Annotated in this window: 13 protein-coding genes, 1 other RNA gene and 2 pseudogenes; 6 read left to right on the top strand and 10 right to left on the bottom strand. The window is 69.8% G+C overall.

The window, feature by feature from the left end; genetic code table 11:
- The first annotated feature begins 32 nt into the window (after positions 1 to 32).
- Genes ACTJJP_RS02455 through ACTJJP_RS02445 form a run of 3 tightly spaced genes read left to right on the top strand, consistent with a single transcriptional unit; the run spans position 33 to position 4637 of the window.
- Positions 33 to 1265 (top strand): SGNH/GDSL hydrolase family protein, encoded by a 1233-nt coding sequence (locus tag ACTJJP_RS02455; protein WP_440773450.1) that lies wholly within the window; start codon positions 33 to 35, stop codon positions 1263 to 1265.
- Positions 1265 to 4081, top strand: coding sequence for a phage tail tape measure protein (locus tag ACTJJP_RS02450; protein ID WP_440773449.1), 2817 nt, complete (start codon positions 1265 to 1267; stop codon positions 4079 to 4081). The genes ACTJJP_RS02455 and ACTJJP_RS02450 overlap by 1 nt, the downstream gene beginning before the upstream one ends.
- 22 nt (positions 4082 to 4103) lie before the next feature.
- The gene (locus ACTJJP_RS02445) at positions 4104 to 4637 is read left to right on the top strand and encodes a hypothetical protein (RefSeq protein ID WP_440773448.1); all 534 of its coding nucleotides are present in this window, start codon (positions 4104 to 4106) and stop codon (positions 4635 to 4637) included.
- Between the two features lie 442 nt (positions 4638 to 5079).
- Here ACTJJP_RS02445 and ACTJJP_RS02440 read toward each other — a convergent pair whose 3' ends face one another.
- The 3 genes from ACTJJP_RS02440 to ACTJJP_RS02430 form a co-directional block, all read right to left on the bottom strand.
- Positions 5080 to 5310 (bottom strand): hypothetical protein, encoded by a 231-nt coding sequence (locus tag ACTJJP_RS02440; protein ID WP_440773447.1) that lies wholly within the window; start codon positions 5308 to 5310, stop codon positions 5080 to 5082.
- Positions 5311 to 5556: 246 nt separating this feature from the next.
- Positions 5557 to 6591, bottom strand: coding sequence for a hypothetical protein (locus tag ACTJJP_RS02435; RefSeq protein ID WP_440773446.1), 1035 nt, complete (start codon positions 6589 to 6591; stop codon positions 5557 to 5559).
- Between the two features lie 82 nt (positions 6592 to 6673).
- Complete coding sequence (locus ACTJJP_RS02430) at positions 6674 to 7081, bottom strand: hypothetical protein (RefSeq protein ID WP_440773445.1); 408 nt, start codon at positions 7079 to 7081, stop codon at positions 6674 to 6676.
- A 162-nt stretch (positions 7082 to 7243) separates the two neighbouring features.
- Here ACTJJP_RS02430 and phoA point away from each other — a divergent pair, with 162 nt between their 5' ends.
- Positions 7244 to 9142 (top strand): alkaline phosphatase, encoded by a 1899-nt coding sequence (gene phoA / locus ACTJJP_RS02425; RefSeq protein WP_440773444.1) that lies wholly within the window; start codon positions 7244 to 7246, stop codon positions 9140 to 9142.
- Between the two features lie 51 nt (positions 9143 to 9193).
- Here the strand turns inward: phoA and ACTJJP_RS02420 are convergent, their stop codons facing one another.
- On the bottom strand, positions 9194 to 9505 hold the full coding sequence (locus tag ACTJJP_RS02420; RefSeq protein ID WP_440773443.1) for a DUF2277 domain-containing protein: 312 nt from the start codon (positions 9503 to 9505) through the stop codon (positions 9194 to 9196).
- Between the two features lie 108 nt (positions 9506 to 9613).
- On the opposite strand from ACTJJP_RS02420, the gene ACTJJP_RS02415 reads away from it, so the two are divergent.
- Positions 9614 to 11311: a long-chain-fatty-acid--CoA ligase gene (locus tag ACTJJP_RS02415; RefSeq protein ID WP_440773442.1), complete on the top strand. Its 1698-nt coding sequence runs from the start codon at positions 9614 to 9616 to the stop codon at positions 11309 to 11311.
- A 172-nt stretch (positions 11312 to 11483) separates the two neighbouring features.
- On the opposite strand, the pseudogene ACTJJP_RS02410 reads toward ACTJJP_RS02415, so the two are convergent.
- The 3 genes and pseudogenes from ACTJJP_RS02410 to ACTJJP_RS02400 form a co-directional block, all read right to left on the bottom strand.
- Positions 11484 to 14461 (bottom strand): annotated as a pseudogene (locus tag ACTJJP_RS02410) (bifunctional [glutamine synthetase] adenylyltransferase/[glutamine synthetase]-adenylyl-L-tyrosine phosphorylase).
- Between the two features lie 10 nt (positions 14462 to 14471).
- On the bottom strand, positions 14472 to 15812 hold the full coding sequence (gene glnA, locus ACTJJP_RS02405) for a type I glutamate--ammonia ligase (protein ID WP_076675636.1): 1341 nt from the start codon (positions 15810 to 15812) through the stop codon (positions 14472 to 14474).
- 23 nt (positions 15813 to 15835) lie between these two features.
- A complete protein-coding gene (locus ACTJJP_RS02400) occupies positions 15836 to 16039 on the bottom strand; it encodes a hypothetical protein (RefSeq protein WP_055954581.1) in 204 nt (67 codons plus the stop codon).
- Positions 16040 to 16134: 95 nt separating this feature from the next.
- Between ACTJJP_RS02400 and ppgK the strand changes: the two genes are divergently transcribed.
- On the top strand, positions 16135 to 16920 hold the full coding sequence (ppgK, locus tag ACTJJP_RS02395) for a polyphosphate--glucose phosphotransferase (RefSeq protein WP_440773441.1): 786 nt from the start codon (positions 16135 to 16137) through the stop codon (positions 16918 to 16920).
- Positions 16921 to 16999: 79 nt separating this feature from the next.
- Here ppgK and ACTJJP_RS02390 read toward each other — a convergent pair whose 3' ends face one another.
- From ACTJJP_RS02390 to ACTJJP_RS02380, 3 genes and pseudogenes are all read right to left on the bottom strand, one after another.
- Entirely contained in the window at positions 17000 to 17293 is a 294-nt protein-coding gene (locus ACTJJP_RS02390) for a hypothetical protein (protein ID WP_440773440.1), read from the bottom strand.
- Between the two features lie 194 nt (positions 17294 to 17487).
- Positions 17488 to 17889: RNase P RNA component class A (gene rnpB, locus ACTJJP_RS02385), an RNA gene on the bottom strand.
- Positions 17890 to 17920: 31 nt separating this feature from the next.
- A pseudogene (locus tag ACTJJP_RS02380) lies at positions 17921 to 19622 on the bottom strand (bifunctional 3'-5' exonuclease/DNA polymerase).
- Positions 19623 to 19625 lie beyond the last annotated feature (3 nt).

Genomic DNA, 19625 nt, shown 5'->3' with positions numbered 1-19625 from the left:
GCGAGACGCGACCAACAGAACGGGAGAACACCATGACGAACTTCGGGCTCCTCGGAGCAGACACCAAGACGGGCGAGATCACAGGCGTGACGGCCGAGTGGATCGCGAAGCAGACAGCCGCTGCCATCGCCGCCCCCGGCGGTCTCGGGATCCTCTCGGACTCGATCTCGACCTACGACCAGGCGACGAGCACCACGAAGGTCACCCGCAACTGGCACGGCCTCCTCTCCGTCGCGAAGGGCCGCCGCGTCCTCCGCTCCGGCGTCTACGGCACCGGAGGCTTCACCCTCGAGCAGATCAGGGACACGCACCTGCCGCAGCTCCTCGCCGCGACCGACCGTCCCTCCGCCGTCGCCATCTGCGGTGGGACGAACAACATGTCCAACGACGCGAGCATGGCATCCGGGTACGCCGCCCTGACGGAGATGATCGACACGCTTCGCGCCAACCTGATCCGCCCGATCTTGTGGCTGGCGCCGCCGCGGGGTGACGCGGCGCTCGGGAACGTCCTGAAGTGGAACGCCCGGGTAGCATTCCTCGCCCGCAAGCTCGGCCTCCAGGTCGTCGACGCGTACACCCCGCTCGCATCCCTCACCACCGGCGGCATCGCCAACGCCTCCACCGACTACCAGGCCGGTGACACGGTGCACCCCTCCGCCGTCGGGCACGCGAAGATCGCCGCGTACAACGCCTCACTCCCGGGCTGGCTGGAACGCTTCAACGACGCCCCCGTGCAGCTGGCGTACCCGGCCGACGCGTCCACCATGATGGCGAACAACGAGGGCCTGTTCCTCTCCGACTCGGGCCATTCCGGGTACGGCAACGGGTGGGTGCAGTGGGGCACGGGCGTCTCGTCGAAGAGCATCGTCACGGACGCGTCCGGCGTCCGGTGGCAGCGGATGACGAAGCTCGCTGGCCTCGCCGGACAGGGCGGCCTGCAATACAACATCAGCACCGGGTTCACACCCGGCGACCTGATCGAGATCGTCGGACGCCTCAACGTCGCCACGGTCGAAGCGATCTACTCGTTCGGTGTGACCGCCTACAGCGGCAGCACCCTGATCGCATCGGGCACCGGCGGCCCGGCCGGTATGCAGGGGCTCGTGTACGCCGACGGTGTGGTCCGTGCCCGGCTCGTCGTCCCCGCCGGGGCGACGATCGTGCGCGGGGAGCTGCAGTTCAACAGCTTCACCCCGACCGCCGACACGTACGTCGAGATGGCGCAGATCGCCGTCCGCAACCTCACGGCGCTGGGCCTCAGCTGATGGCTGCTTACCGAGCCGGGGAGGTAGAGGTCCTCCTCACCGTCAACGACAAGGACCTCGCCCGCGCGGACAAGAACGTCAAGGCGACGGGCGAGAAGATCGAGAAGAATTCGATCAAGCCGCAGGTCGAGACCAAGCAGGCCATCGAGCGGATGAAGGACATCGAGACGCAGGCGAAGAAGCTTGTCTCGGAACGTGCGGTGCTGAAGCTGGACGCCGACATCTCCGCCGCGGAGAAGGGCGTCGAGCGAACGAAGAACCGGCTCGAGGACCTCCGGCTCCGAGCGGATGCCGGGTTCGAGGTCGGCGCCGACGTCGCCCGGGCGGAGCGTCAGCTTGCGAAGCTCGAGGGGAACGTCCAGAAGCTCACCGCGTACCGAGCCACGGTTGAGGTGGACGCGGACGTGTCGCGCGCTGAATCGGCGTTCGTGAAGGCGGGTGACGCCGCGGACGGGGCAGGAGAGGACGCCGGGTCCCGGTTCGGCGGGTCGGTCATCGCCGCCCTCGCCACCATCCCGATCGCAGGCGCGGTGGCGGGTATCGGTTACGCCGCCGCCAGCGCGCTGCGGGAGTCGTTCGAGAACGGCCTGGCGATCGAGGCCCGCGGTGACAGGCTCCAGGCGCTCACCGGAATCAGCGAACCCACCGCAGCCCGCCTCGGACGCGCCGCGTCGGAGGCCTACGCGCGGGGCTTCGGCGAGTCGATCGAGAGCAACATGGACGTCACCCGTCTCGGGCTGCAGTTCAAGATCATCGACAGCGACACCACGAACCGTGAGTCGCAGAGGGTCGTCGAGGGACTGGCCGGTATCGCGGACGTGCTCGGCGAGGACGTTCAGCCCGTGGCCCGCGCCACGGCGCAGCTGCTCCGCTCCGGTCTGGCGAAGAACGCGCAGGAGGCGTTCGACATCATCGCCGCCGGCCAGCGGGAGGGCGTGAACCTGTCCGACGACCTGCTCGACACCCTGTCGGAGTACGCGTCGACGTTCGAGGCGATGGGTCTCTCCGGAGGTGACGCCCTGGGCCTCATCAACCAGGGCCTCGAGGCGGGCGCCCCGAACACGGACTTCTTCGCCGACTCCCTCCGTGAGCTCGGCATCCGGATCCGTGAAGGCGACGACGCGACCGCCGGTTTCGCGGAGCGTCTGGGCCTGGTTCCGGCGGAGTTGCAGAAGGCGTTCATCGAGGGCGGCCCCGCCGCCCGGGACGCGCTCGACCTGATCTTCGATCGTCTCCGGGACACCGATCCGATCGACAGGAACGCGATCGCCGTGGGCCTGCTCGGTACCCAGTTCGAGGACCTGCAGCTCGACCTGTCGAAGCTGGACCTCTCGAACGCGGAGGCGTCGCTCAACGGTGTCCAGGGCTCCGCTCAACGGATGTTCGACACCCTGGCCGACAACGACCAGGCCCGCATCCAGGGCGCGTTCCGCAACATTGAGGTCGCTGCGGAGGGCATCCAGGGGGCGCTGGCCGCCGGGCTCTCCGAACCGCTCGCCGACGTCGCCACCTTCGTCAGCGAGAACCGTGGCCCCGTGCTGCAGTTCTTCCTCGACATGGCCAATGGGGCACTCGACTTCGGCGAGACCATGGTCGAGGGCGCGGCGTCCGGAACGGAGGCGCTCGGCGATCTCGTCGGCTCTCTCTCGGAGGTGGTCTACGGGCTGTCCGCGATCCCCGCAGCCCTGGGCGATCAGGAGACGTCGAATGCCCTGGTCGACATCGCCAACGGGATGCTTGACTTCTCGGAGAAGAGCGACGTCGCGGCCGACACCATCCGTACCAACCTGAACGGCGCGATCGACGTCGCCCGCGACAAGGTCAACGAGTTCGGTGAGGGCGCTGTCGCGATGGGGTTCCTGAACGACGCCTCCCTCCGGCTGGCCGAGTCGATCGGCGTCGTCGCGACGAACGGAGAGGGCGCGGCACTCTCAATGGAGGGCCTGGACCTCGCCAACCGGGGAGCCTCCGAAACAGGCCGGGTGCTCGAGCAGCAGATCCTGAACGCGGCCGCCGCCCTGGAGACGGAGCTCGCCGCCGCCCAAGCCACCGGGGAGGGCCAGTCGGAGCTCACCGCTCGCTACAACACGACCCGCGACGCCCTCATCGCGCAGATCGAACAGATGGGCATCGGGAAGGAAGCCGCCGGCGCCCTGGTCGACGAGATCCTCCGCACCCCCGAGTCGAAGAGCACCGCGTACTCCTCGAACGCCCCCGACCAGCAGAGCAAGGTGCAGAGCCTCGCGACCCGCATCGAGACGTTGCCGGACGGGTCGGTCGTCATCCGGGCTGACACGTCACCTGCGCAGGCCAGCATCGAAGCGATCCAGTCCTACTGGAACAACCGAGGTATCACCATCCCGGCGTACACGATTCGGCAGGACAACGCCGCCGCAGCCCGCGGCGAGGGCAAGGCGTCGGGCGGCGCGATCCACGGCCCTGGCGGCCCCCGCGAGGACATGGTGCCGATCATGGCCTCGAACGGAGAGCACATGCTCACCGCCGAGGAGGTCCGCCGGATGGGCGGCCACGACGCCGTCTACCGCCTCCGCCGCGCGGTGATGAACGGGAGCACACCGCACCTCGCAGACGGTGGGCCCGTCCGCGTCCCTGCCTCGTCCTGGGAGACCGCCCCAGCCGCCCCGGTACTCCGAACAGGCGGGTATGCCACGCCGACGCCTGACGGGGCGCAGGGCGCGGCAAGGACCGTCATCGAGGTACACCAGCACGGCGACAACTACAGCTACGACCCAACTGACATCGCCAGAGCCCAACGGGAGCAGCTGCAGCGCGCACTCGACGCCCACGACATCTAGACCGCCCGGGTAGCCTGGCGACATGGAGTGGGCCACGGTCATCGCCGCGATGGTTGGTGCGATCGCATCCGTGTCGGTGCAGGTACTTCTATCGACCGCGGAACCAAGAGCCGTCAGACGCATCACGAAGCTGACGGAGGCGATCGACGGGCTACCGAAGTCAGATCCAGCCCGTCCACAGTTGATCGAGGTGCGAACCATCTGGGCTCGCAGGCTGAACCATGCCGTTCGTCGAGACAACGCCGCCTCCACCGCTATTTTCGCCATCACAACCACGCTGCTGGGCCTGGCCACATTGGCGGTCTTGGGTGCTTACGCCCTGGGACCACTTCTCGAATGGGATCAGGGCCTACGGCAACGCCTGATCTCATTCTCAATGGTGCTGGTGACCGTCACCTACCTTGGCTTCGGGTTACTTCTCATCGCCCGACCCGCCGGCCTGCGCCCCTTCGTGAGATGGCTTCGCGCGGGCGGAAAGAGACACCCACGCCGGAAAGTTGCGGCCACAAAAGAACGCGATGCCACCCCCACTGAAAATCCGGCACATCAAGGGTGAGGGGGACCACCACCGGGGAGGGCGTCCTCTCTCCCCGGGTTCGGGTGCGCTTTTTTTTACCAGGGGGGTCGCGCGCGCGAGGTGGTCGTTCTGCCGCGTGTTTCCGCGGGTGCGCGGTCTCGTCGAACTCCCCCTGAGGTGTGACGGAATCGGGGTCGACGTCACACCGAGCGTCACTCCGGGCGGGTCCCAACTTCCGAGGCGAGCACCCACGCCAGAATGTCCGACTCCCGGTAGATGACCGTCCGCCGGGTGGGCTTGAAGAACCGTGGCAGAATCTTCCGTTTGCGGCGATCCTCGAGCACCACGAGTGTCAGACCCGGGACCATCTCGCAGACCATCTCGGGCGATAGGAACCTGTCTCCGGTGATCCACGCTTGCGCCACGCTCCGAAGGTACCCTCGCGGCGCGTGGTCAATACTGACGGGGTCGACGGCGCTTCTCAGGATGCCGCTTGCAGGGCGCGCATCCGGTACTGATGAGCGGGGCTCTGCGCGAGGTGCAGCCGGAAGTGCTTCAGCAGCACGTCCTCTCGGACGACGCGGGTCCGCTGACCGTCGATCACGTGCCATTCCATCGGCATACCCCACCGACGCCAGTTCGCGATCGTCTTCTCCGTCCGGCCCACCCGTTTCGCCGCCGTCTTGTACGTGTGCCACTTCTCCGCCGTCATGACGACCATGATGCACCCGGGTCGTCAGTCCGCGGAGAGTCCGCAGAACCGCCCACAGACGCCCTTCGCGGACAACACCTGACAGCATGAAATCCGCGTGATTCCGGGGCGGGCCACACATCCCAACACCTGCCCACAGGGCGAATTTCCTTCGAGCTGTACTTCGGGGTCTGATCGCCGCAACACCACCGACGCCCGTCCCCGCCGTTTCGCGGGGGCGGGCGTCGTCGCGTTGCAGAGCGGCGGTCATGCGGACGCCCTCGCGCCGGCGCCGCCACCGATCCCGGGCGAGGACGCGTGCCGGCGCAGTGTGTCGCGACTGACCCCTGTGAGCTCGCGCACGGCGCGTTGGCTGAGCCCCGTGGTCTGCATCAGCGCGACGGCCGCATCCCGACGACGCCGCCGCGGCCAGGAACCGATCAGCTGCACGGTCGCGGCGTGGAGGGCTTCCGCAACGCCGATCTCGGTCATCGCCGCGAAACGTCGGGCCCCCTCGACCGCGTGCTCGATCGCACGCGGTGTCTCACCCTGGCGCAGAGCCGCGACCACCCGGATGACGCGCTCGTCGACGTCGCCGAGATGATCGCGCAGGAGCGCGGCGATCATCGCGACGTCGGGGGCGCCCACCTCGACGACCGCGTCGACGGCGAGATCCACGGGCGCCTCCGTCGTCTCGAGCAGGAGCAGACCCGGCGCCGCGCGGGCCCGAACGAGGGCCGCGAGCGCTTCGACGTCTCGCGAGTGCGCGCGTTCCAGGTGCACTGTCATCCCGGACGCCGTGGCGGAGGCGACGGCGTCGACGAGGTGGGAGAGCGGAACGTCGCGCGTCTTCGTGAGATCGATCGTCGTAACCGCGCGTGCGCGCTGGTGCGCCATCCACCGCGCGCGGAGGGTCTTGCCGGTGCCCTCGGCACCGACGAAGAGCACCGACCCGCCCTGCGGAAGGCGCCCGGCGACGGCGGCGAGGCGGCGCGCCTGCTCCTCCCCCAGGGATGTCGCGGGAGCGGGTGCGACGCGCTCGACCGTCGCGATCGATGCCCGGGGACGGCTGCTCGGTCGGAGCGGTCGGGGCGATGTGCGCTGGAGGATCCCGGTGATCACCTCCGACGCTCCCTCTCCGTCGCGATCGGCGATCTGCGCGAGAACCGCGCGCGCGGTCGGGTCGGTGGCCCGCAGCGCCAACTCGACGATCTGCGCGAGATCGTCGGCGGCGAGCCGCACCTGGCGGCGACCGCGCGGTGCAGAACGACTCGTGCGGGAAACGGCGGGGATGATGGGCAAGAGGGAACTCCCGAGCTGAGGTCGACACGGTCGGCCGTCTTTCGACGACCGCGATCCGCCGCGAGCGCGGCGGCGTGCGAGCTCAGGTTCGGGAGATACCGAAGACGACCAGGGGATGCCGCTGCGGCGGCGGCGCTCCCGACGGTGTCGCCCCTCCGAGGATCGCGGCGGCACGGCGGAAGCTCGGGATCATGCAGACGACGGCGGCGAGGACGAGCAGCACCGACTCGGTCGACCCGTCGGCGGCGACCACGTTCGTGGCGTCGGTGTCGACGGGCGGGACGGTGGTGGCATCCGGAATCCGGCCGTCATCGGCCTGCGAGAGGGAACCGACCGTGACCGCACGGTGTGCGGTGCCCTCATGGTGCCCGCCCGCTTCGTCGAAATGCGTGGTGGCCCAGGCGCAGAGCAGGAAGAAGACCGCGAGCGCCAGCCGCACCGCGCGCTCGGGGGCGCGCCGGTCGGACGGGCGGGATACGGCGACGGTCATCGAGCCGAGCCTAGGCGCGGGCATCCGAGGGGTGAACGCCGGTGGACGATTGACTACCGTCTGGACACCTGATCTTCACCTGGGCATAGCGACGGGGTGACCCCCGAGCGGTGGGCTTGCCCTGCGGTCGTCGACCGCCCCGATCCGACGAAGGACTCCCCCATGGACTCTCGCTCTTCCCGACGCCTCCGCGTGGCCGCCGCTTCGGTCGCCGTCGCGCTGGCGGCTTCGACCTCCATCGGCCTCGTGGCCGCTCCCGCGCTGGCCGCGGCCCCCGACATCACCGAGCACGGTGGCGCGGCTCGCAACGATGGCGACATGACCGACGCGCTGCGCGAGTCGATCGTCGACGGTCCGGCCAAGAACGTGATCCTGCTGATCGGCGACGGCATGGGCGACTCCGAGATCACCGTCGCACGCGACTACGCCGAGGGTGCCGCCGGGCGTTTCGCGGGTATCGACGCTCTCCCCCTCACGGGGCAGTACACGACGTACTCGATCGACGAGGCGGGCAAGCCCAACTACGCCTCCGAATCCGCCTCGACCGCCAGTGCCTGGTCGACGGGCACCAAGACGGTCAACGGTCGCCTCAGCGTCGACGTCGCGAACAAGCCCCAGGCGACGCTGCTCGAGATCGCCAAGGCCAACGGTCTGAAGACCGGCAACGTCTCGACGGCGGAGATCCAGGATGCCACCCCCAGTGCGCAGGTCTCGCACATCTCGGCCCGTGGATGCTACGGCCCCGAACAGACGTCGAAGAACTGCTCCGCGGAGGCGCTGGAGAACGGCGGTCTGGGCTCGATCAGCGAGCAGCTCCTGAACGTGCGTCCCGATGTCACCCTCGGCGGCGGAGCGGCGAGCTTCACGCAGACCGCGAAGGCGGGCCCCTGGCGGGGCAAGACCCTCTCGGCGCAGGCGCAGGAGCGTGGCTACACCCTCGTGAAGGATGCCGCCGGCCTCGACGCCGTCACGGCCGCCGACGCTCAGACGCCCCTCCTCGGGCTCTTCGCCGACGGCAACTTCCCGGTGCGCTGGAACGGCCCCGCGGCCACCGACCTGACCACGGGCGGACAGCTGCCCGCCCCGGTCGCGTGCACCGAGAACCCCGCCCGTCTCGCAACGGGTTTGTCGCTGGCATCCCTCACCTCGAAGGCGATCGACCTGCTCGACAACGACAAGGGCTTCTTCCTTCAGGTCGAGGGCGCGAGCATCGACAAGCAGGACCATGCCGCCAACGCGTGCGGGCAGATCGGTGAGACCGTCGACCTCGATGAGGCCGTGCAGGTCGCCCTCGACTTCGCGCGCACCCAGGGCGATACGCTCGTCGTCGTCACCGCCGACCACGCCCACACGAGCCAGATCGTGGGCTCGGCCATCCCCGGCCTCAACACCCACCTGCTCACCGCCGACGGTCAGCCCCTGATCGTCGCGTACGGAACGTCGCCGGCCGGCGGCTCGCAGCAGCACACCGGCTCGCAGGTGCGCATCGCCGGGTACGGACCGGGAGCGGCCAACGTCGTCGGTCTCACCGACCAGACCGATCTGTTCTTCACCGCCGCGAACGGTCTCGCGCTCTCGCAGAACCTCGCCGCTCTGAGCGCGCAGGCCACGGTGAGCGTGCCCGCCGAGGTCCGTCCCGGGGACCCGCTCACGGTGGCGGCGGAGGGCTTCGCCGCCGACTGGCAGCTCACCGGCACGGTGTCGACGTCGGGCGATCTCGGCCAGCGCGACGCGTTGCGCGGTTCCGCACGCTTCACGGGCACGGCCCCGACGGCGGAGGGCACCTACGAGGTGGCGGTCCGTGGTGCGCAGACCGGTGTCGTGAAGACCGCGTCGTTCCGCGTGACCGCCTCGGCGGCGCCGGCGCCGACGACCACCCCCACCCCCCTGCCCTCACCCACGGCCGGGGCGGGCGCCGCGGGCACGGGGCAGACCGGGAACGGCTCGCCCCTGGCCATGACCGGTGCGGCTCTGCCGCTCGGCGCGATCGTGTTGGCGATGGGACTGCTCGCCGTCGGCATCACCTTGCGTCTGCGTCGTCGTCGCGCCGAGTTCGTCTGATCCCCGTCTCGCTGCCCGTCCCCGCGTCCGCGGGGGCGGGCAGCGTGGGGTTCAGGCGGTGCGTTCGGCCCGCTTCTGCTCCTGGAACACGCGGATCGCCTCGTACCGTTCGGCAGAGCGCGCCTGCCGCTTGGCGGCCTCGACCTCGCGCACCTTCGGCGGCGCGGTGGTGACGAGGTCGTCGAGCAGCTGCCGGACGGATGCCGCGATCTCGGTCACCGCGCGATCGAAGGCCGCCTGATTCGCTCGCGACGGCGTGGTCGTGCCGACGATCTTGCGCACGAACTGCAGTGCGGCGTCGTGGCATTCGTCATCCGTGGCCGGGGGTGTGAAGTTGTGCAGGGGGATGATGTTGCGGCACATGCCCCACAGGGTAGGCCGATCGTGGTCTCGATGCGAGAGCGACGGCGGGATGCGTCAAGCCCCGTCGCGTGCAGCCGCGATGTCGGAGGGACTTGAAAGGATGGGGGAATGCCGGAGTCTCCTTACGCCTCACGCCCGTGGTCGACCTCGTACGCCGAGGGTGTCCCGCTGGAGATCGACACGCCCTCGCAGACCCTCCCCGAGATGTTGGCGGCCTCCGTCTCGACGTACGGCAAGAAGGTGGCACTGGAGTTCTTCGGTGCGCAGACGACGTACGCGCAACTCGGGGACGACATCTCACGCGCGGCAGAGGGGCTCCGTCGGCTGGGGGTGCGCGCGGGTGATCGCGTCGCACTCGTGCTCCCCAACTGCCCGCAGCACGTCGTCGCGTTCTACGCGGCACTGCGCCTGGGGGCCATCGTCATCGAGCACAATCCGCTGTACACGGCGCGCGAGCTGCGCCACCAGTTCGAAGATCACGGGGCTCGCTTCGCGATCGTGTGGGACAAGCTCGCCGACACCGTCGCCGATTTCCCGTCGGACCTCGCACTCGAGCACATCGTGAGCGTCGACATCACCGCCGCGTTCCCCCTCTCCAAGCGGCTCGCGCTGCGCCTGCCGATCGCCAAGGCCCGTACTGCCCGCGCGCAACTGACCGCGGCCCCGCGGTCGAAGCGCCCGAGTCGCTGGGAGAAACTCCTGACCCGCGGCACGTTGTCGAAGAAGCACCCGGGCCCGCGAGTCGACGACATCGCGCTGCTGCAGTACACCAGCGGCACGACCGGAACTCCCAAGGGGGCGATCCTGACCCACGCCAACCTGCGGGCGAACGCCATGCAGGGGCGCGCGTGGGTGCCGGGACTCCAAGACGGCGAAGAGACGTTCTACGCTGTGCTGCCGCTTTTCCATGCGTACGGCCTGACGCTGTGTCTGACGTTCGCTGTGAGTATCGGCGCGAAGCTCGTGCTCTTCCCCAAGTACGACCTCGATCTCGTCACCGCGGCCGCGAGGAAGAGCCCGCCGACGTTCCTGCCCGCGGTCCCGCCGATCTACGACCAGCTGGCTCGCGCCGCCGCGCGGGGGTCTATCGACCTGAAGAGCGTGCGGTTCGCGATCTCCGGGGCGATGAGTCTGCCGGTCGTGACCGTCGACCGCTGGGAACAGGCCACAGGTGGCCTGCTCGTCGAGGGGTACGGCATGACCGAGTCGTCCCCGGTCGCCCTGGGCAACCCGATCGGCCCCTCGCGTCGGCCGGGCACCGTCGGCGTGCCGTTTCCGAGCACCGAGATCCGCATCGTCGACCCCGAGAACCCGACCGCGGACCGTCCGCTGGGAGAAGCGGGCGAGCTGCTCCTGCGCGGCCCCCAGGTCTTCCAGGGGTACTGGCAGCGCCCGGCCGACACCGCCGACACCCTGTTACCCGGTGGGTGGTTGCGCACCGGTGACATCGCGACGGTGTCCTCCGACGGGTTCGTCACCATCGTCGACCGGTTGAAGGAGATCATCATCACGGGCGGCTTCAACGTGGCGCCGACCGAGGTCGAGGACGTGCTCACCTCGCATCCCGACATCGACAGCGCGGCGGTCGTCGCCCTGCCCAAACCGCGCGGCGGAGAAGACGTCGCCGCCGCCATCGTCCTCCGAGAGGGAGTCGATATCTCGTCGGAGGCGGTGCGCGACTACTGCAAGACGCGTCTGGCGGCGTACAAGGTGCCGCGCCGCATCGTCGTGGTCGACGACCTCCCTCGCTCGCTCATCGGCAAAGTCCTGCGCAGAGAGGTGCGAGAGCGGCTCATGTCCTCGTAGACCGCTTACATGGCAGCGGGTGCCGGCCGGAGGAGCCCGCCGGGCACGCAGCGCTGAAAGCCGGTACCGCAACGGATAACAGCGTGGATTCCGGCGGGATGCTCCCGCGTTGGGCGTCGGCGGAGATCGCCGAGGCACCGGCTCCCGCCGGAGCCCGCGGCATCCCCGCGCTTCAGCCGTAGAAGAGTTTGTCGAAGACCCGTCGGGNCCGAGGTAGTCCTCCTCGACGCGCGTCGCCGAGCGGGGTGGGTACTCGAGGATCCGCCCGATCCCGTCGAGTCGCACGCGGTCGGCCGGCAGGACGTCGCTCGTCTGCCCCGACAGCAGCGTGTTCGCTGAACGGAGGCGACTGGCGAGATGCCAGGCGGCGGCGAGCTTCTGGGCCGCTTCGGCCTCGACGATCCCCGCCTCCACCGCGGCAGCCAGCGCCGTCAGCGTCGAGGTGGTGCGCATCGCCGGAACAGCTCGGGCGTGTTGCAGCTGCAGCAGCTGCACCAGCCATTCGACATCGCTGAGCGATCCGGGACCGAGCTTCAGGTGACGTGCGGGGTCGGCGCCCTGCGGGAGTCGCTCGTTCTCGACGCGGGCCTTGATGCGGCGGATCTCGCGCAGACCGTTCTGGTCTGCCGACGCCGGATAGCGCACCTCGTCGGCGAGAGCCATGAACTGCGCGATCAGCTTGACGCTGCCGGCGACACCCCGGGCGCGCAGCAGGGCCTGCGCCTCCCACGAGAGCGACCATCGTCGGTAGTACTCCGCGTACGCCTCGATCGATCGGGCGAGTGGACCGCTGCGGCCCTCGGGCCGGAGTTCGGCGTCGAGGTCGAGCGGCAGGCGGTGGTCTTCGGAGTGCTCACGAAGCCCGGCGACGAGCTTGAGCGCCAGTTGGCCCGCGCGCTGCGGGTCGACCCCGTTCGCGCGATAGACGTACATGACGTCGGCATCCGACCCGAACCCCATCTCGCGCCCGCCGAAGCGCCCCATCGCGATGACCGCGAAGTCGAGGTCGTCATCTTCGGGCGGCACGACCACACGGCGCACGGCGCGAAGCGTCGCCTGGATCGTCACTTCGGTGATCGTCGAGAGGGCATCGGCGAGTTCTTCGAGCGACACCGTGCCGAGGACGGCGGCCATGGCCACCCGCAGCATTTCGCGGCGGCGCAGCGCCCGCACCGACCGCATGGCGTCGTCGATGTTCTGCCAGCGGGTCTGAATCGCTCGCGCCTCTTCTTCGAGCGCTTTGCCCGAGCGAGGTCGGAGCAGCGCGTCGTCGTCGAGCCAGGCGACGGACTCGGGGATCCACTCCATCAGCTCGCCGATGTAGCGCGAGCCGGAGAGCACGCGTGTGAGACTCTCTGCGGCGCCCGCGGAGTCGCGCAGCATGCGCAGGAACCACGGGGTATTGCCGAGCCGCTCGCTGATGCGACGGAAGACGAGGAGCCCGTAGTCGGGGTCGACGCCGTCGGCGAACCACCGGATCATGACGGGCATGAGGTGGCGCTGGATCGTCGCCTTGCGACTCAGGCCGGTCGTCAGCGCCGCGATGTGGCGAAGCGCCCCGGCCGGGTCGCGGAAGCCGATGGCCGCGAGACGGTCGTGCGCCTGCGCGGTCGACAACGTCCGCTCCCCCTCGGGCAGCGACGCCACGGCCGAGAGCAGCGGGCGGTAGAACAGGCGCACGTGGATGTCGCGGACCTCGCGCTTGATGGCCTCCCAGGCTGCCCGGACCCCGGATGCCGAGTCGGCCAGCCGGGTCGCACGCGCGAGCACCCGAAGGTCGTCGTCCTTCTCGGGCAACAGCGCCGTCCGACGCAGCCCCCGCAGTTGCAGCCGGTGTTCGAGCAGGCGCAGCGTGCGGTAGTCGCGGGCAAAGGCCTCGGCTTCGGTGCGCCCGATGTATCCCTCGGCCACCAGAGCGTCGAGGGCCTCGAGGCTGCCCCGCTGGCGGATGCGCTCGTCGGTCAGGCCGTGAACGAGCTGCAGAAGCTGCACGGTGAACTCGACGTCGCGGATGCCGCCGGGCCCGAGCTTGAGCTGACGGTTCACCTCGGCCGCGGGGATGTGCTCGGTCACGCGTTCCCGCATGCGTTGGACGCCCTCGACGAAGTTCTCGCGCGCCGCGCTGTGCCACACCAGCGGCTGTACCGCGGCGATGTAGTCGGCCCCGAGTGCCGGATCGCCGGCGATTGCCCGCGCTTTGAGCAACGCCTGGAACTCCCAGCTCTTCGCCCACCGGTCGTAGTACTGCTGGTGCGACGCGAGACTGCGCACGAGCGCGCCCTGCTTTCCCTCGGGGCGCAGGTTCGGGTCGACCTCCCAGAGGGGCGGCTCGATCTCGGGGCCGGAGATGCCGCGCATCGTCTGCACGGCGAGACGGGTGCCGATGTCGATCGCGCGTGCCTCCGACACGACCTCTTCGTCGGCCGTTCCGCCGACGAAGATCACGTCGACATCGCTGACGTAGTTGAGCTCGCGCGCACCCGTCTTGCCCATGGCGATGATGGCGAAGCGGGTGGCCTCGACCTGTTCGCGGGGGAAGGTGCCGGGTCCGGGGGCCGACACCCGTGCGCGGGCGACGCTCAGCGACGCCTCGAGCGCCGCGCCGGCGATGTCGGCCAACGCCGCCGAAACGACGTCGATCGCCCCCGCCGGGTCGTCCTGCCCGAGGTCGTACGCCGCGATACGCGCCAGCAGGCGACGGTAGCGCACCCGCAGCGCGACCCAGGCGGCATCCGAGGCATCCGAGGCGAATCCGTCGACGTCGCCGACGGATTCGAGAAGCTCGGCGCGCATGGACTGCTCATCGGGGACGGTGAGGCCCGCGCCCGACAGATGAGCGAGCTCGTCGGGATGCCGCAGGTAGAACTCGGCGAAGCCGTCGGATGCGCCCACCAGGTCCCACAGCGCACGCCATGCGCCCGGGTCGGCGGCCGCCGCGCGCACCGCCGCGACGTCGCGCCGGGCCACCTGGAGGATCGCCCGTAGCGCGCCGTCGGGGTCGGCCACGCGGTGCGCCAACCGCATGGCGTCCGCCCGATCGACACCGACCGTCTCCTCGAGCTCACCGAGCAGGGCGTCTGCCTCGGTGAGCTGCGAGAAGCCGGTGCGAGCGAGTGCGGTGAGCGCCGTGGAGCGATCGCCCGAGGTCATCGGCGGTCCGTCAGAGCGCTTCGAGGTTGCTCGCCAGCTCGAACGGCGTCACCTGCGCGCGGTACTGGTTCCACTCGCGACGCTTGTTGAGCAGGACGTACTTGAAGACGGTCTCCCCCAGCGTCTCGGCGACGAGCTCCGACTCCTCGAGGTATTCGAGGGCGTGATCGAGGCTCGACGGAAGCGGGGCGTATCCCAGCGCACGGCGCTCGGTGTCGCTGAGTGACCACACGTTGTCTTCGGCTTCGGCGGGGAGTTCGTACTCCTCCTCGATGCCCTTGAGGCCGGCCGCGAGCATGAGCGCGTACGACAGATAGGGGTTGGCCGCGGAGTCGAGCGCGCGGTACTCGACCCGCGTCGACTGGCCCTTGTTCGGCTTGTACAGCGGCACGCGCACGAGAGCCGAGCGGTTGTTGTGGCCCCAGCAGATGAAGCTGGGGGCCTCGTCGCCGCCCCACAGGCGCTTGTACGAGTTGACGAACTGGTTCGTGACCGCCGAGATCTCGTTCGCGTGGCGCAGGAGGCCCGCGATGAAGTGACGCCCGACCTTCGACAGCTGGTACTGCGCGCCCTCTTCGTAGAAGGCGTTCATGTCGCCCTCGAACAGCGACAGGTGCGTGTGCATGCCGCTGCCGGGCTGGCCGCTGATGGGCTTGGGCATGAAGGTGGCGTAGACGCCCTGCTCGATCGCCACCTCTTTCACGACCGTGCGGAAGGTCATGATGTTGTCGGCCGTGGTGAGGGCGTCGGCGTAGCGCAGGTCGATCTCGTTCTGACCGGGCCCGCCCTCGTGGTGGCTGAACTCGACCGAGATGCCGAGGTCTTCGAGCATGCGCACCGAGCGACGGCGGAAGTCGTGAGCCGTGCCACCCGGGACGTTGTCGAAGTAGCCGGCCGAGTCGACGGGCTGGGGGCGTCCGTCGGCGCCGAGCTGCGACGACTTCAGCAGGTAGAACTCGATCTCGGGGTGCGTGTAGAAGGTGAAGCCCGCGTCGGCGGCCTTCGCCAGCGTGCGCTTGAGCACGTGCCGGGGATCGGCGACCGCGGGCTGCCCGTCGGGCGTGGTGATGTCGCAGAACATGCGCGCCGTCGGGTCGATCTCACCGCGCCACGGCAGGATCTGGAACGTCGTGGGGTCGGGGTGGGCGAGCAGGTCGGACTCGTACGAGCGGGTCAGCCCCTCGATCGCCGATCCATCGAAGCCCAGACCCTCGGTGAACGCCCCCTCGACCTCGGCCGGGGCGATGGCCACCGACTTCAGCGTCCCCACCACGTCGGTGAACCACAGGCGCACGAACTTGACGCCGCGCTCCTCGATCGTGCGCAGGACGAAATCACGCTGCTTGTCCATCGTCATCCCTCGTATCGGTGCGGTCAGCGGGCGGAGCCGGAGCCCCAGTCGTCACGAGCCTCTTCTTCGGCCCATTTCTTCGAACGCTCCTTGAAGAGCTGCGGCGCGTTCGCCGCCTCTTCCGCAGTGTCGAAGGGGCCGGCGCGATCGACGGCCGGCGACTCGTACCCCTGTTCGACCTGACCGGTCTCGAGGTTGTACCAGTACTTCGTGTTGTCGTCGCTCACGATGCTCCTCACGTGGGTCTCGCGTCTCGGCGTGAACCGCCGGTGCTCCCCCGATCCTACTGATGCGGACCGTGCGGCTGGATAGGCTGAGGGGTATGGCAACGAATGCGTCTCGTGCGGTCGGAGTGGACATCGGCGGAACCGGCATCAAGGCCGGCATCGTCGACCTGGACGCCGGGGAGCTCGTGAGCGACCGCGTCAAGGTCGCGACCCCCGCAGGCGCCGAGCCCTCCGACGTCCTGACCGCGGTGCGCCAGGTGCTCGAGACGCTCGATGCCCCCGCCGACCTGCCGTTGGGCGTCGCCTTCCCCGCCATCGTGAAGAGCGGGAAGACCCTGTCGGCGGCGAACGTCTCGAAGACATGGATCGGCTTCGAGGCCGAGAAGTTCTTCGAAGACGGCCTGTCGCGCGGCATCCATTTCGCCAACGACGCCGACGTGGCCGGGATCGCCGAGGTGCGTTACGGGGCGGCGAAGGGCGTCGAGGGCCTCGTGATCCTCACCACCCTCGGCACCGGCATCGGCTCGGCCATGATCTACGACGGTGTTCTCGTGCCCAACAGCGAGCTCGGCCACCTTCAGCGCGCCGGACACAAGAGAGATGCCGAGCACTTCGCGGCGTACTCGGCGATGGAGCGCGAAGAGCTGTCGTGGGACAAGTGGGCCAAGCGTCTGCAGTGGTACTACGACTACGTCGAGTTCCTCTTCAGTCCCGATCTACTCGTCGTCGGTGGCGGCGTGTCGAAGCACTCCGAGCACTTCCTCCCGCTCCTGAAGCTGCAGGCGCCCATCGTCCCCGCGAAGCACCGCAACAACGCGGGCATCATCGGTGCGGCCTCACTCGGCGTTCCCGTTCCCGAGGCGCTGCCCGCGGTGAAGTAGGCCTGACTGGCGCGTCGGATTTCGGATGCCGCCGGGTCGGCGCGGCCCGAAGACGAGCCCGCGCGCCGGGCCGGACGGGTCAGGCCGCTTCGTTGATCCGGCGCACGCTGACCGCGTTCCGCCACACGACGGGCGCCCAGTGTCCGCCCTCGCACGGCACCTCGATCATGACGACGCGGTCATTGCCACCGGTCGCCCAAGCTGGTTCGCGCGTGGCCGCACGGTTCGGCCAGGTCACCCACGCCCACACGGGCCGCTTCTGCGCGTACCACTCGATGGGCCGGGCGCCCCATGTCTCGGGCTGCAGCGTGCACGGGGCGATGGATGCCAGCACCCGCGCGACCATCTCGTCGCTGACCCTCGTCGAACCCATGCACCGGACCCATTCCCCGGCCGTGCTCGATGTTAGAACATAACTCCGACATTCACCCGGGCGTGGGACGGGAAGCGCACGCGTTCAGTCGCCGACACGCCGCGACCCTCCTGAGGCAGGGGGCCAGCAGGAGGGTCGATGGTGATTCGGCGCGGTGCGCCTGTCGGTTTGGAAGCGGTACGCATCCGGTGGGGCGAATGGGCCGGCCTGTACGCCGGGTTCTGTCCGGGGGCGTAAGCCCCGTGGACGGTCATCTCTCTCGGCGACACGTTGCCGTGCCGCTCCAGCGGCCTACCCGGGGACTCGGCGAGCCGCGTCGTCATCCCCTGTCTGGCCTTGCTCCGGACGAGGTTTACCTCGCGGGTCGTGTCACCACGACCCCGGTGGTCTCTTACACCACCCTTTCACCCTTACCCCACGGCCCTTCGACGAGCTCAGGGACCGAGGTCCTCGAACTCAGGGACGCGAGGCGGTCTGCTCTCTGTGGCACTGTCTCGCGGATTGCTCCGGGTGGGCGTTACCCACCGTCCTGCCCTGTGGAGCCCGGACGTTCCTCGGCACGGGCGAACCCGTGACGCGACCGTCCAGCCGACCCATTCGCGTCGCTCAGTCTACGCGGGAGCATCCTCAGGCTTTCTCCGCCGTCTCGCCGATGCGAAGGTCGAGGGGGAAGTCGATGGGGAACGTGCCGAAGAGCAGCCGACCCGCGGATGCCGCAGACTCCCGTACCGCTTCGGCCACGGCATCCGCGTGCTCGAGGGGCGTGTGCACGACGATCTCGTCGTGGAGGAAGAAGGCCAGATGCGGCGCCCGGCGGAACACGGGGCCGGACGCCGACGCGGCGCGGGTGGCATCCCCCTCGGGGAAGGCCGCGAGGCGTGCGCGCAGGTCGGCCAGCCACGCGAGGGCCCACTCGGCGGCCGTGCCCTGCACGATGAAGTTGCGGGTGAAGCGTCCGCGGTCACGGGCCGAACGCCGCGCGCGCGTCTCGTCGACACCGGATGCCGTGGCGTCGCTCGCCTGAGACTGCACGGCGCGCCAGGATTCTCCCGCCACAGGCGAGGTGCGGCCGAGCCAGGTGTGCACGACCCCGCCCTCCTCCCCCGTCCGGGCGGCGTCGTCGACGAGCTGCATCGCGCGGGGGAAGGTGCGCCGCAGGCGTGGCAGCAGCCGCCCGCTCTCCCCCGTCGTGGCGCCGTACATCGCGCCCAGCATCGCGAGCTTCGCCTCGGCGCGACTCGCGACGGCTCCGCGCTCGACGATTCCGGCGTAGAGGTCGCGACCGGATGCCGCCTCCGCCAGCGCGGTGTCGCGGGCCATGGCCGCGAGCACGCGGGGTTCGAGCTGGGCGACGTCCGCGGTGACGAGCGTCCAGCCCGGGTCGGCGCGNCGTGCGCAGTGCACGCGGAATCTGCAGGGCCCCGCCGCCCGACGACGCCCACCGGCCGGTGACGACACCCGCCGGAACGTAGACCGGGCGGAACCGGTCGTCACGCACCCACTCGTCGAGCCACGCCCAGCCGTTCGCCGTGTAGAGGCGCATGAGCTTCTTGTAGGCGATCAGCGGTGCGACGGCGGGGTGGTCGTGCTCCGCGAGCTCCCACCGGCTTGTGGACTGCACCAACAGTCCCGCGCGGTGGAGCGAGCGCAGCAGGCGCGGCTGCGAGTCGAGCGAGGCCGAGGGGTCGCCGAGCGCTGCCCGCACGGTGGCGGCTGCCTGTTCGATGCGGGCGGGGAGTCCTCCCCCGCGGCGGGCGCCGAGCTCGCGCTCGAGAAGTTCCTCGTGCGCGGTCCGACTCCACGGGACCCCCGCGGCGTGGAGCTCCACCGAGATGAGCGCCCCCGCGGACTCGGCCGCGCACAGCAGCCTCAGTGATCCGGGTGCCTCCGATGACGTGATCGCGGCGACCTGGCGGCCGTATTCGGCCACGGCCTCGTCGGCGCTGTCGGGGACCCCGGATGCCGCGTCACCCAGGTCGAAGAGCGTGTCGCCGCCCGCGGGCGTCGCGGTGTCGGCATCCCACTGCGTAGCACCGCGCAGTCCGTGGTCATCGGTCACGCCCTGCGCCTGGCGGAGCACGGCGTGCACGAGCCGAAGGTCCCAGGCGCGGGCGACGCGCACACCGGCCGCGAGTACGCGTGGATAGGTGGCGGCGGTGTCGGCCCAGACCCATCGAACCTCGCCCGCACCCTCCCTCGCGGAGACGGCGTCGGCGAGCGTGTCGGCGTCGATCTCGGTCGTGCCGAGAGGCACGGCATCCGGTCCCAGGGAGACGAGCGCGATACGCCCTGCCGCGCGGCGCCCGACGACGACCGTGTCAGAGGCCACGGA

The sequence above is a fragment of the Microbacterium sp. 22296 genome, assembly GCF_052045385.1.
Classification (GTDB): domain Bacteria; phylum Actinomycetota; class Actinomycetes; order Actinomycetales; family Microbacteriaceae; genus Microbacterium.
Note: the sequence above shows the minus strand (reverse complement) of the source record. Positions and strands in the feature narration are given on the sequence as shown.

Coding starts and splice junctions, on each gene's coding strand:
- ACTJJP_RS02430 (WP_440773445.1), bottom strand. CDS start 7,081: ATGACCGTCGCCGTATCCCGCCCGTCCGACCGGCGCGCCCCCGAGCGC.
- ACTJJP_RS02455 (WP_440773450.1), top strand. CDS start 33: ATGACGAACTTCGGGCTCCTCGGAGCAGACACCAAGACGGGCGAGATC.
- phoA (WP_440773444.1), top strand. CDS start 7,244: ATGGACTCTCGCTCTTCCCGACGCCTCCGCGTGGCCGCCGCTTCGGTC.
- ACTJJP_RS02415 (WP_440773442.1), top strand. CDS start 9,614: ATGCCGGAGTCTCCTTACGCCTCACGCCCGTGGTCGACCTCGTACGCC.
- ACTJJP_RS02445 (WP_440773448.1), top strand. CDS start 4,104: ATGGAGTGGGCCACGGTCATCGCCGCGATGGTTGGTGCGATCGCATCC.
- ACTJJP_RS02450 (WP_440773449.1), top strand. CDS start 1,265: ATGGCTGCTTACCGAGCCGGGGAGGTAGAGGTCCTCCTCACCGTCAAC.
- ppgK (WP_440773441.1), top strand. CDS start 16,135: ATGGCAACGAATGCGTCTCGTGCGGTCGGAGTGGACATCGGCGGAACC.
- ACTJJP_RS02390 (WP_440773440.1), bottom strand. CDS start 17,293: ATGGGTTCGACGAGGGTCAGCGACGAGATGGTCGCGCGGGTGCTGGCA.
- ACTJJP_RS02440 (WP_440773447.1), bottom strand. CDS start 5,310: ATGACGGCGGAGAAGTGGCACACGTACAAGACGGCGGCGAAACGGGTG.
- ACTJJP_RS02420 (WP_440773443.1), bottom strand. CDS start 9,505: ATGTGCCGCAACATCATCCCCCTGCACAACTTCACACCCCCGGCCACG.
- glnA (WP_076675636.1), bottom strand. CDS start 15,812: ATGGACAAGCAGCGTGATTTCGTCCTGCGCACGATCGAGGAGCGCGGC.